The organism is Promicromonospora sp. NPDC060271 (genome assembly GCF_042726755.1).
Taxonomy (GTDB): Bacteria; Actinomycetota; Actinomycetes; order Actinomycetales; family Cellulomonadaceae; genus Promicromonospora.
The window spans coordinates 1-11172 of sequence record NZ_JBHXBG010000173.1 but is presented as its reverse complement, the minus strand read 5'-3'; the positions used below and the strand labels follow the sequence as shown (position 1 = coordinate 11172).

Here is an 11172-nt window from a genome sequence, read left to right as displayed (position 1 = left end):
GCTCGAGCTGCCGATCACCTGACCTTCTGCCGACCAAGCATGCTGGCGTCAGACCCGGACGACCACCTTGCCGCGCGTGTGGCCCGTCTCGCTGGCCCGGTGCGCGTCCGCGGCGTCGGCCAGGTCGAAGACCTGCGCGACCTCCACGGTCAGCTTGCCGCCGTCGAAGAGCGCGCTGAGCGCGTCGAGGTCCGCGGTCGACGGGCGCACCCAGACGTAGTGCCCGCCGTGCTCGGTACGAGCGGTGGGGTCGGCGATCGAGGCGATCGTGCCGCCGTCGGCCAGGAGCTCGGCGCTCGCGGACACCGCCCCGCCGCCGACGAGGTCGAGGACGACGTCGACACCGTCGGGCGCGACGGCGCGGACCCGGTCGGCGAGGCCGTCGCCGTAGGTGACGGGCTCGGCGCCGAGCGTGCGCAGGAAGCCGTGGTTCGCCTCGCTCGCGGTGCCGACGACCCGTGCGCCCAGCGCCCTGAGGAGCTGCACGGCGAACGCGCCGACGCCGCCCGCCGCGGCGTGCACCAGCACCGTCTGCCCCTCGACGACCCCCGCACGCTGGATCGCCTGGTAGGCGGTGAGGCCCGCGAGCGGCACCGCCGCCGCCTCCTCGAAGCTCAGCGACGCGGGCTTGCGGGCCAGCGTGCGCACGGGTGCCGCGACGAGCTCGGCGAACGTGCCGCCCTGCACGGTGTCCTTGCGCACGTAGCCGTACACCTCGTCGCCCACCTGGAACTCGGGGGTGTCCAGGCCCACCTGCTCGACGACGCCCGCGACGTCCCAGCCCGGGACTGCCGGGAACACCGTGTCGATCAGGCCCTCGAGGTAGCCCTGGCGGATCTTCCAGTCGACCGGGTTCACCGACGCCGCCTTCACCCGGACGAGCAGGGTGTCGGGGCCGATGTGCGGGTCGGGCTGGTCGGTGAGCTCGAGGACGTCGGCACCGCCGAACTTCGAATACGTGATGGCTCGCATGTCGGCGACAACCCGCCCGGCGGACGCGGCTATTCCGCGCCCGCCGGGTGGGCTGCCGAACAGGCGCCGGCGCAGGTGGCCCTGGGCCGGCCGCTCAGTGCAGCGGCAGGCGGGTCACCCAGTACTCGGTGTCGCTTTCGGGTGTCGTGGTGAACCGGGCGTTCGGCAGGTACAGCGCACCCGCGAAGCGGGCGATGGTGGTGGGCGTGTCGAAGTCGTCGCTGGTGCGGGTCTGCACCACCCGGCCCTCCGACGCCGTCCGGTCGAGCCGCAGCGTCGTCACCTGGTTGCTGCTGTTCTGCGCGACGTAGAGCGTGCGACCGGTCCGGAGCATCCCGTCGCCGTCGGTGAGCCGCGCGTCGCCGAGGTCCACCCGGTCGGCGTGCCCGTTGTCCCGGTCGACCCGGAAGAGGTCGCCCGTCGTCGAGTTCACGACGAGCAGGTTCTTGCCGTCGGGCGCCGTGGTGATGCCGTTGGCGTTGAAGCCGTCCACCTGCTCCCACTCGCCGTGCAGGGCCAGCTCGTCGTGCGTGTCCGTGAGCCGGCCGTGCGGCCCGAGACGCAGCCGGTGGACGACGGCGCGCTGCGAGTCGGTGAAGTACGCGTGGTCGCGCGTCACGACGACGTCGTTCACGAAGCCGCCGCCGAAGTCGTACGTCGCGAGGAGCTTGCCCGAGCGCCCGTCGACGACGCGCGCGCCGCCGCCCGGGCCGCCCGCGACGAACAGGCGTCCGCGAGCGTCCACGGTGAGCCCTACCGACGGCGTGCCGGGTCCCTGGCTGATCACCTCGCCCTCACCGGTCAGGAGATCGGCGCGGTAGATGTCGCCGTCGGCGAGCGAGCCGAACCAGGCGACCGGGCCCGCCGCCGCGATCCCCTCGGGCTGGAAGCCGTCGGGCAGCTCGATGCGGTCCGGGAGCTCGGTCTGGGGGAAGGGGTCGCGCAGGCCGTGCGCGAGCTGTCGTGCGGTGGAGCCGCTGGGAACGGCTCCGGGTGCGGCGACTGCTGTCGCCGGGACGGCCGCGAGCGTGATCGCGGCAAGGATGGCCGTAGGGGCGGCCAGACGCTTGGGGTAGCGGAACATCCATGTCCTCCGTCCGTCGCGCAACACGGTACGTCCGCGGCTCGCCGAAGAATAGGAATGTCCAGTAAAAGTGTGCCAAGCGGGTACCGCCTCACGCCTGCCCCGGCAGCTCCGCCACCACCTCGTCCGGCGACTTGTCCGGCCGCCAGCCGCGCCACACGGAGTGCCGCATCCGCCGCTCGCCCGACGCGCCGTCGCTGCCCTCCACCCAGTCGGCGTACGTCACCTCGCCCACCAGCCTCGGCGTCACCCAGCGCGCGTCCGACGCGTCCTCCTTCGGCACACCGGACGCGCTCGGCGTCTTGCGCTCCATCGCCCGCAGCCGGGCGGTGATCTCCCGGCGCTCGCGCTCGGTGAAGCCCGTCCCGACGCGGCCGACGTAGCGCAGGCCGTCCGCTTCCTGGTCGGGCACCGCCATGAGCAGCGAGCCCATCACCGAGGCGTTCGCCCGGCCCGGGCGCCAGCCCACGACGACCACCTCCTGCATGGCGCTGTGCTTGAGCTTGAGCCATTCCCGTGAGCGTCGTCCCGCGTAGGTGGAGGTGCGGCGCTTGGCGACGACGCCCTCCAGCCGCAGGGTGCGGGAGGTGCGCATGGCGGCGTCGAGGTCGCCGTCGAACACGGGTGGGAGGTGGATGGGGGCGTGCGGCGTGACGAGGGACTCGAGCAGCTCGCGCCGCTGCGTCCACGGTTCGCTGGTGACGTCGTCGCCGTCGGCCTCGAGGACGTCGAAGAGCATGAGGTCGACCTGGACGCGGGCCCTGGCGCGTGCGACGTCGTGCTCCTTGCGGAGGTTGGCGCGGTGCTGGAGGCGCCGGAAGTCGGGGCGGCCGTCCCGGTCGAGCGCGACGATCTCGCCGTCGAGCACGACAGGGAGCCGGGCCGGGTCGACCTGGCCCGCGAGCGCCGCCAGCTCGGGGAAGGTGACCGTGAGGTCCTGGCCGGAGCGGCTGACGAGGCGCACCGTCTCGGGGTCCTGGACGTGGGCGAGGGTGCGGAACCCGTCCCACTTCATCTCGAACATCCAGTCGTCGGGTTCGGTGAGCTCGCCGGGTGCGGCGTTGGTGGCGAGCATGGGCCGCCGCACCCTCTCGCCCCTGCTCGGTTGAGTGCTGGGTTTTTGCCCCTTCCGGCCCCTTGCGGAGGGCGAAGATCCAGCACTCAACGGTTCGGGGGAGCCTGGTTGGGATTTTGTCAGGTGGATGAGCCAGTTGTTTTCCGCGTCGCCGTCGCGGCCGCCGGTGCGGATCAGGGCCAGGCGCCGGGCGCCGCGTTCGGCGGAGCGGAGGGTGACGATCACCTCGTCGTCGCGCCACTTCTCGAGCTCGTAGGTGCCCGAGTCCCAGATGGTGACCTCCCCGGCCCCGTACTCGCCGCTCGGGATGGTGCCCTCGAAGGAGCCGTACTCCAGTGGGTGGTCCTCGGTCTGCACGGCGAGGTGGTTCTTGGCCGGGTCGGTGGGTTCGCCGCGGGGGAGCGCCCAGCTCACGAGCACGCCGTCGTGCTCGAGGCGGAAGTCCCAGTGCAGACGGCGGGCGTGGTGCTCCTGGATGACGAAGGTGGGCGCATCGACGGTCGGGCCCGCCGCGGTGGTCGAGCCGGCTCCGGTGGTCGAGTTTGTCGAGACCTGTCCCTCCGGTCCGAACGGCTCCGGGGTCTTCGCGGGGTCGCGCTTGGCCCGGTAGGTTCCCAGCTTCTCGAAGGTGGCCAGGCGCTCCGGCGTCGGCTCCAGCGCTGACAGGTGTCCTTCGAGGAGGGGAGCGAGCAGGTCGCCGTCGGTCTCGATGCGGGCCACCACCTCCTCGGGGGTGAGCTGGGCGAGGCCGGGGTCCTCCAGCTCCTCCCAGGTGCGGGGCGCTGCGACCCATGGCTGCTCGCGTCCGCGCAGCGAGTAGGGCGCGATGGTGGTCTTGCTGCCGTTGTTCTGCGACCAGTCGACCAGCACCTTGCCTGACCGCAGCTTCTTGCTCATGTCGCTGACGACGAGGTCCGGGTGCTCGGCCTCGAGGTAGCGCGCGAGCTCGTGCGCGACGGCGGAGACGGCGTCGGAGTCGAGGCGCGTGTCCTGCGCCTTGCCGAGGGCCGCGTACAGGTGGATCCCCTTGGAGCCGGACGTGACGGGGTAGGGCTCCAGTCCCATGCCCTGCAGGATCTCGCGGGCCCAGCGGGCCACCTCCGCGCACTCGGCGAGGCCCGCTCCGGGGCCGGGGTCGAGGTCGAGCACGAGGCGGTCGGGGTCCAGGCGCGCGCCCGTGCGGCCGAACTGCCACTGCGGGGTGTGCAGCTCGAGGGTCGCGGTCTGGCCCAGCCATGTGAGGGTCGCGAGGTCGTTGACCAGCACGTAGTCGTTGGAGGAGGTCTTGTGCTGGATGGAGCGGCGTTTGACCCAGTCGGGGGTCGAGGCGTCGAGGTTCTTCTGGAAGAACATCTGCCCACCGGTGCCGTCGGGCCATCGCTTGCGCGTCGCCGGGCGGTTGGCGGCGTGCGGCAGCAGCACCGGCGCGACCTGCGTCAGGTAGTGCAGCACCTCGCCCTTGGTGGTGCCCGACGCCGGGTACATCACCTTGTCGAGGTTGCTCAGGCGCAGGCGGTGCCCCTCGACCATGACCGTCTGCTGCGTTGACGCCATCACACCATGGTGCCGCTGGTCGCGGCCCCTTGCCAGGAGTCTGCCCGGAGTCGCGGAGGTGACGAGGAGATGACGTCGCCGAGATCACGTCGCGCAGGGTCGTGACGGCGGCGCGGACTCCGCTAGGCTCCGGCGAGTGATTTCGGACAGCCTCGCGATCGACGTGCTGGCAGCGCCCCGGGCGACCGCGGGCGACACCTCTTCGATCGCCCGACCTCAGCAGCTCACCGTCTACGGCGCCGAGTGGTGCCGCGACTGCCGCCGCAGCAAGGCGGTGCTCGACATCCGCCGCGTGAAGTACGTCTACGTGGACCTCGCCGCCGACCCCGCCCGTGCTGACGAGGCCGAGGCCCTGACCGGCCGAAAGACCATCCCTGTGCTGGTGTTCCCGGACGGCGAGCAGCTCGTGGAGCCCACCAACGCGGAGCTGTGCGCGAAGCTGGACCGCGCGGGTCTCTGACGGTCGGCGACCGTCGGCCCAGACCGAAACCTGGGCATGTGGTGCGCATGGGGCGCACTATAGAAAGATGAGGGCGATCTGGAAGGGTGCCGTGACCTTCGGCCTCGTCAACGTTCCGGTCAAGCTGTACAGCGCGACCGAGGACCACGACGTCCCGCTGCATCAGGTACACGACGCCGACGGTGGACGTATCCGGTACAAGCGTGTGTGCGAGATCGACGGTGAGGTGGTGCCGTACGAGCACATCGACCGCGCTTACGACGACGGTGAGCGCACGGTGGTGCTCACCAAGAAGGACCTCGCCGATCTCCCGGCCGAACGGGACCGCGAGATCTCGGTGGTGGAGTTCGTCCCCAGCGAGCAGATCGATCCGATCATGCTCGACAGGACGTACTACCTCGAGCCCGACTCCAAGTCCACGAAGGCGTACGTGCTGCTGCGCCGCACCCTGGAGGAGACCGACCGCACCGCCGTCGTGAAGTTCGCGCTCCGCCAGCGCACCAGGCTGGCCGCGTTGCGGGTGCGCGACGAGGTCCTCGTGCTGCAGACCCTCCTGTGGGCCGACGAGATCCGGGAGGCCACGTTCCCGTCCCTCGACGAGCCGGCGAAGGTCTCCGAGAAGGAGCTCACGATGTCGGCGCAGCTCGTCAGCAGCTTCGAGGCGGACTTCACGCCCGAGGACTACGAGGACGAGTACCAGGTACAGCTGCGTAAGCTCGTCGAGGCCAAGCTCGAGTCGGGCGAGTCCGTCGACACGGCGGCGACGTTCGGCGAGGCCGCCGAGGGGGACGGCGAGGGCGCGGAGGTCGTCGACCTCATGGAGGCGCTCAAGCGCAGCGTCGCGGAGTCGAAGTCGAGGTCGAAGTCCGGTGCGCGGTCCACCTCGGGGTCGAAGACGGCCGCCAAGTCGAAGTCCAGGTCGAAGTCCCAGAAGGCCGGCTGACCGGATCAGTCGCGCAGCCGCTCCGCCAGCCCGCGCTCACCGGCCCGCATCACGTGGGCATGGGCCCAGGCGAGCGGCGCGGGGCAGATCCGTGCCGCGACCCTGAACCATGCGGGGACCGGCGAGACCAGCCAGAGGAGCCGAACCTCGGTGGACGCTCCGTCGGTCGGCAGCCCGCCGACGGCCCGCACCGCCACGTCGGCACTTCCCGCCAGGTCACCGGACACGTCGAGCAGCGCGCGACCCGGCTCGCCGTCCGACGGCGCCGTCGTCTGCCGCAGATCGAGCCGGAACCGTAGCGAATACCCGAGCGGGCTGCGAACCCGCAGGTCAGCCGAGGTCCCGGCCGCGGCAAGGCCATCCGGTCCGACGACGGGCCGGGTCGCCGCGGCGGTGAGCCCCGGCCACCAGTCGGGCCAGGTGAACCGCGGGTCGGCCAGCACCGACCAGACCCGTGCCACGGGTGCGGCCGGCCGCCAGACGGATCGGAGCGTGAACACCGGGCCATCGTGCCGTCCGCCCCGGCCGGCACGCCGTCGACCCGCCGGACCAGGCCAGCCTTCACCGGGCGAGCCGCGGGTGGGCGCACCCCATGACAAGGTAGAGCCGATGAGTCGTACCAAACCGCCCCGCTGGCTGCGCTGGACCTTGACCGGCGTGGCCGCAGCCCTGGTGGCCCTCACGTTCGGGATCACCACCGCGCAGGCAGACCTGAGCCTCGGCCCGCACGAGGCCACGTACTCGGTCACCGCTGACGACGCCCTGGTCGCCGACCTCGGCCCGCTCGGCACCGTCGTCGCCGACTCCCCGCTGCCGCTCACGCTCGGGGTGCGGATCACGGTGCACGAGATCCCCGCCGACCTCTCGGCGGTGGACACCGCCAGCTTCGACGCGCTCGTGGCCGACCTCGACGGGTACCTCCAGTTCTTCGACACCCCGCAGCAGACGGTGCGGACCGCCGCGTGGGCGCTGATCTGGGACGCGGTCCGTGGCGCCGCCACGGCGGCGGTCCTGCTGGTCGCCGCCGGGTTCGGCCTGCGGGCCCTGCTCGGGCCCGCCCGACGCCGGGAGCTCGGCCGGACGCTCGCTCCGCGCACCGGGAAGATCGCCGGCGGGGTGCTCGTGGCCGTGCTCGTGACGGCTACCGTCACGGCGAGCGCCGGGCCGGAGGACAGGGCGGCGCTGCCCGCTTCGCCGGTGTTCGAGGGGACGGCGCTGGAGGGTGCGCGCATCACGGGCCGGCTGGCGGGCGTCATCGACACGTACAGCGGCCAGCTCGTCGAGACGTATCAGGCGAACGAGGTGTTCTACGCGGGGGCGCGCGAGCGGCTGAACGAGGCGTGGGACGCGCGGGCCGCGCAGCAGGAGGAGGCGCAGGAGGCCGCTCCCGGACCGACGGGCTCGGCGTCGGCCACCCCGGACGGAACCGACTACGTGACGTTCCTGCTGGTCTCGGACCTGCACTGCAACACAGGCATGACGCCGCTCATCCGTGACCTCGCCGACCGGCTCGGGCCGGACGTCATGCTGAATGCCGGGGACACGACGATCAACGGTACGAGCGTGGAGTCGGTGTGCGTGGACTCGTTCGCCTCTGCCGTGCCGGACGGGGTCCCGTTCGTGGTCTCGGACGGGAACCACGACTCCCGCCTGACGACCGCGACGGAGCTCGCGAACCGGCAGATCGTGCTGGACGGCGACGTCGTCGAGGTGGAGGGCGTGCGCATCCTCGGCGACCGGGACCCGCTGGAGACGCGGATCGGTGGCGGGACGGTGATGGCCCGTGAGGAGACGCCCGAGGAGGCCGGCGACCGGCTGCGGGACGTGGCGTGCGACGCGGCGGGGGAGCCGGGGCTCGGCGGGTTCACCGCGGAGGACCGGGTCGACCTGCTGCTGGTCCACCAGCCGGCGGTGGGTGACGCGGCGCTGGAGTCGGGCTGCGTGCCGTTCCAGGTCTCCGGGCACATGCACAAGCGGATCGGGCCGGACGTCGTGGGGTACGGCGTGCGGTACGTGAACGCCAGCACCGGCGGGGCGACGAAGGGCAACACGTCGGTGGGGCCGCTGCGTGACTCGTCGGAGATGACCGTGCTGCGGTTCGACCCCGAGCGCCGTCAGTTCGTGGACTGGCAGCTGGTCGAGGTCACCAAGGAGGGGGAGGCGGTGGTGGGCGAGCGGCAGCCGATGCCGCCGGCGGTCCCGCTGCCCGACGAGGTTCCCGGCGACGACGTCGGCGGTGTGCTGTCCGGCATCGGGTCGTCCCCGTCGCCGTCCGCCCGGGACAACTAGGCTTGGCGCGTGGAGATCACGACCGACCCGGCCGAGCTGACGCCCGTCGCCCAGGACTACCTGAAGGCGGTGTGGTCTGCCCAGGAATGGTCGGACGAGAAGGTGACCACCAAGCACCTCGCCGACCGGCTGGGTGTCGGCGCCTCAACGGTCTCGGAGACGGTGCGCCGCCTGTCCGGGCAGGGTCTGCTGGAGCACGAGCGGTACGGCGCGATCCGCCTGACGGACGACGGGCGCCGTCTCGCCCTGGTGATGGTGCGCAGGCACCGGCTCCTGGAGACCTTCCTCGTGGACCAGCTCGGTTACGGGTGGGACGAGGTGCACGACGAGGCGGAGGTGCTGGAGCACGCGGTCTCGGACGTCTTCGTCGAACGCATGGCCGCGCGGCTGGGCAACCCGTCGCGCGATCCGCACGGTGACCCGATCCCGGCGGCGGACGGCACGGTGGTGCGGCCCTCCGCCGTGCCCCTGTCGTCGATGCACACCGGCGCCGCCGGCACGGTGGTCCGCATCTCCGACGCCGACCCCGAGGCACTGCGTTACCTCGCCGAGCTCGGCCTGGACCTGGACATGCGGGTGGAGGTCCAGGCGCGGCGCGAGTTCGCCGGCACGGTAGCAGTGTCCTGGCAGCCGGCCGGCGAGTTGGACGACGCCTCCGAGCGGGTGGCCGATCTCGGCCTGCTGGCGGCCTCCCGCGTGTGGGTCACTCAGGAGTAGTCTCCTCTCCGTTCCCCTCTAGCTCGTCGCCGGTGTCGCCGACGGTCCCCCGAATCGATACGACACACCTGGAGACCCCATGGCGACCAGCCCCGCCCAGCCTGCTCCTGACGAGACGTCCGGCAGGAGCTCGATGCGCCGCGCGGCGCCCGCGCTCGTCGCGCTGGCCGTCGGCGGCTTCACCATCGGCACCACCGAGTTCGCGGCGATGGGCCTGCTGCCCGACATCGGGGCCGGCCTCGGCGCGACGGACCCGCAGGTGGGGCACACGATCACGGCGTACGCGCTCGGCGTCGTCGTCGGGGCGCCGCTGCTGACCGTCGCCGCGGCGCGGATGTCGCGAAAGCGCCTGCTGCTCGTGCTGATGGGTGCCTACACGCTCGCGAACGTGCTGTCCGCCGCGGCGCCGGACATCGGCTGGCTCGTCGTCGGCCGGTTCCTCGCCGGGCTCCCGCACGGCGCGTTCTTCGGCGTCGGCGCGGCCGTCGGCGCCGCCGTCGCGGGGCCCGCCCAGCGGGGACGTGCCGTCGCGACCATGATGACGGGCCTGACCATCGCGAACATCGTCGGCGTCCCGCTGTCCACCTGGGTCGGCCAGACGTTCGGGTGGCGCACGTCCTACGTGCTGATCGGCGCGCTCGGCATCGCGACCCTGCTCGGGCTGTGGCGGCTCGTGCCGGAGGCTGCCGGCGGACCCGGGCGTTCGGTGCGCACCGAGCTGGCGACGCTGCGGAACGTGCCCCTGTGGTTGGCGTTCGTGACGGGCGCCATCGGCTTCGGCGGCATGTTCGCTGTCTACACCTACGTTGCCCCCACCATGACCGGCGTGACCGGCCTGCCCGGTGGGGCTGTGCCCTGGGTGCTCGCGCTGTTCGGCGTCGGGATGACCGTCGGCACGCAGATCGGCGGGCGCCTCGCCGACCGCGGTGTGCTGCGCGCCGTGGTGATCGGCTTCGTGACGACCGCCGCCTCGCTGGTGCTGTTCGCCCTGACCGGTGGCTGGGTGGTGCCCGCACTGGCCTCGCTGTTCCTGCTCGGCGTGACGTCGCAGATCCTGGGCCTCGCGTTCCAGACCCGGCTCATGGACCTGTCGCCCGGAGCGCCGTCGCTCGGCGCCGCCCTGTGCCACGCCGGGCTCAACGTCGCCAACGGTGCGGGTGCGTTCCTCGGCGGCGTCGTGATCGACGCGGGCTGGGGATACCTCGCGCCGGCCTGGGCGGGGGCTGTGGTCACCGTTGTCGGCCTCGCCCTGATCCTGGCGTTCGGGCGACAGCGGGTCGCCCACCAGGCGGCGGAGACATCCCTGTGACGTGGATTTCAGCAATGTCCCAGACTTGGCCGGTAGCGTTAGCCATGTGACCGATATCGGGGCGACCACGACGTCGTCGGACAGCTCGATCAGCGACCAGAGCGACGTTGCGGCGCCGGACCGCTCGCCGCTCGGCGCGCGGACCATGGGCCTGCTCCTGGTGGTGCTGGGCGGCATCGGGTTCGTCGCCTCGTTCGCCCTGGCCTGGGAGAAGTACCTGGCGTTCGTCGAGCCGGAGCGGACGGCGTCCTGCAGCATCAACCTGTTCGTGACCTGCAGCGCCGCCATGGACTCGTGGCAGGGCGCGCTGCTCGGCTTCCCGAACCCGTACATCGGCGTCGCGGCGTTCCCCGTCGTCGTCACGACGGGCGTGATGCTGCTGCTCGGCACGCGACTGCCGCGCTGGTACTGGCTGTCGCTGCTGGCCGGGACCGTGGTGGGCCAGGCACTCGTCTTCTTCCTGATGTGGACCAGCTTCTACGACATCGTCGCGCTGTGCCCCTACTGCATGGTCGTGTGGACCATCATGTGGCCGCTGCTCTGGTACCAGATCGTGCGGGGCGTGCGGTCCGGCGACCTGCGCGTGAGTGCCGGTCTGCGGGACGCTGTGGTGGGCAACCACGTCATCATCCTGATCATCGGCTACGTCGCGGCCGTGGCGTGGCTGATGCTCGCTGTGGGCGGGGACCTGGTCGCTTCGTTCTGACGGTCTCCTGGGAGACATGTACCTCGCGGGGTGTGTTGCTGTGCGTCGACACTGTCTACGCAC

At 72.0% G+C, this 11172-nt stretch carries 10 protein-coding genes; 6 read left to right on the top strand and 4 right to left on the bottom strand.

Features of this window, described 5'->3' with window-relative positions; translation table 11 throughout:
- Positions 1-48: 48 nt before the first annotated feature.
- From ACFWE2_RS21185 to ACFWE2_RS21175, 3 genes are all read right to left on the bottom strand, one after another.
- Positions 49-972 (bottom strand): NADP-dependent oxidoreductase, encoded by a 924-nt coding sequence (locus ACFWE2_RS21185; RefSeq protein WP_377226190.1) that lies wholly within the window; start codon positions 970-972, stop codon positions 49-51.
- A 94-nt stretch (positions 973-1066) separates the two neighbouring features.
- A complete protein-coding gene (locus ACFWE2_RS21180; RefSeq protein WP_377226189.1) occupies positions 1067-2056 on the bottom strand; it encodes an SMP-30/gluconolactonase/LRE family protein in 990 nt (329 codons plus the stop codon).
- A gap of 91 nt (positions 2057-2147) precedes the next feature.
- On the bottom strand, positions 2148-4685 hold the full coding sequence (locus ACFWE2_RS21175) for an ATP-dependent DNA ligase (protein ID WP_377226188.1): 2538 nt from the start codon (positions 4683-4685) through the stop codon (positions 2148-2150).
- Positions 4686-4821: 136 nt separating this feature from the next.
- Here ACFWE2_RS21175 and ACFWE2_RS21170 point away from each other — a divergent pair, with 136 nt between their 5' ends.
- Together ACFWE2_RS21170 and ACFWE2_RS21165 are read left to right on the top strand one after the other, a co-directional pair.
- Positions 4822-5145, top strand: a complete 324-nt coding sequence (locus ACFWE2_RS21170; protein WP_377226187.1) for a glutaredoxin family protein — start codon at positions 4822-4824, stop codon at positions 5143-5145.
- Between the two features lie 67 nt (positions 5146-5212).
- A complete protein-coding gene (locus ACFWE2_RS21165; RefSeq protein WP_377226186.1) occupies positions 5213-6088 on the top strand; it encodes a Ku protein in 876 nt (291 codons plus the stop codon).
- Positions 6089-6093: 5 nt separating this feature from the next.
- On the opposite strand, the gene ACFWE2_RS21160 is transcribed toward ACFWE2_RS21165, so the two are convergent.
- Entirely contained in the window at positions 6094-6588 is a 495-nt protein-coding gene (locus tag ACFWE2_RS21160; RefSeq protein WP_377226185.1) for a hypothetical protein, read from the bottom strand.
- A gap of 109 nt (positions 6589-6697) precedes the next feature.
- Between ACFWE2_RS21160 and ACFWE2_RS21155 the strand changes: the two genes are divergently transcribed.
- From ACFWE2_RS21155 to ACFWE2_RS21140, 4 genes are all read left to right on the top strand, one after another.
- A complete protein-coding gene (locus ACFWE2_RS21155) occupies positions 6698-8377 on the top strand; it encodes a metallophosphoesterase (RefSeq protein ID WP_377226184.1) in 1680 nt (559 codons plus the stop codon).
- Positions 8378-8386: 9 nt separating this feature from the next.
- Positions 8387-9094: a metal-dependent transcriptional regulator gene (locus tag ACFWE2_RS21150; RefSeq protein WP_377226183.1), complete on the top strand. Its 708-nt coding sequence runs from the start codon at positions 8387-8389 to the stop codon at positions 9092-9094.
- Positions 9095-9173: 79 nt separating this feature from the next.
- On the top strand, positions 9174-10403 hold the full coding sequence (locus ACFWE2_RS21145) for an MFS transporter (protein WP_377226182.1): 1230 nt from the start codon (positions 9174-9176) through the stop codon (positions 10401-10403).
- Between the two features lie 46 nt (positions 10404-10449).
- On the top strand, positions 10450-11109 hold the full coding sequence (locus tag ACFWE2_RS21140) for a vitamin K epoxide reductase family protein (protein WP_377226181.1): 660 nt from the start codon (positions 10450-10452) through the stop codon (positions 11107-11109).
- Positions 11110-11172 lie beyond the last annotated feature (63 nt).